This window comes from Pseudoalteromonas sp. CR1, from assembly GCF_019392235.1.
Taxonomy (GTDB): Bacteria; Pseudomonadota; Gammaproteobacteria; order Enterobacterales; family Alteromonadaceae; genus Pseudoalteromonas.
Genome location: NZ_JAHXRM010000131.1, coordinates 1 through 291, shown reverse-complemented (window position 1 = coordinate 291; position 291 = coordinate 1). Strand labels below are relative to the sequence as shown.

Annotated in this window: 1 protein-coding gene; it reads left to right on the top strand. The window is 59.1% G+C overall.

What is annotated here, in order from left to right; translation table 11 throughout:
- Nucleotides 1-22: 22 nt before the first annotated feature.
- The coding region (locus tag KZZ04_RS18790) for a gamma-butyrobetaine hydroxylase-like domain-containing protein (RefSeq protein ID WP_219423767.1) at nucleotides 23-291 on the top strand (269 nt) is incomplete at its 3' end.

The following is a 291-nucleotide window of genomic DNA, read 5'->3' as shown; positions in this document are numbered from 1 at the left end:
CAAAAAACCATAAGGAATCGCCATGCCAACCGCCGCCGCTGTTGCCGATTTTCGTACTTACCCGCTGATCAGTGAGCTCGCCGATGCGCGGGTGCTGGACGATCAGATTCGCGTGCAATGGGCCGACGGGCGGCTGAGCCCGTTTCATCATCAGTGGCTGCGGGACAACTGCCCCTGCGCGGAATGCGTGTACAGCGTGACCCGCGAACAGGTGCTGGAAATTGTCGATGTGGATGCACACCTCAGCGCTGTCAGTGCCTGCATCGACGATGGTTTTCTGCAGGTGGAATG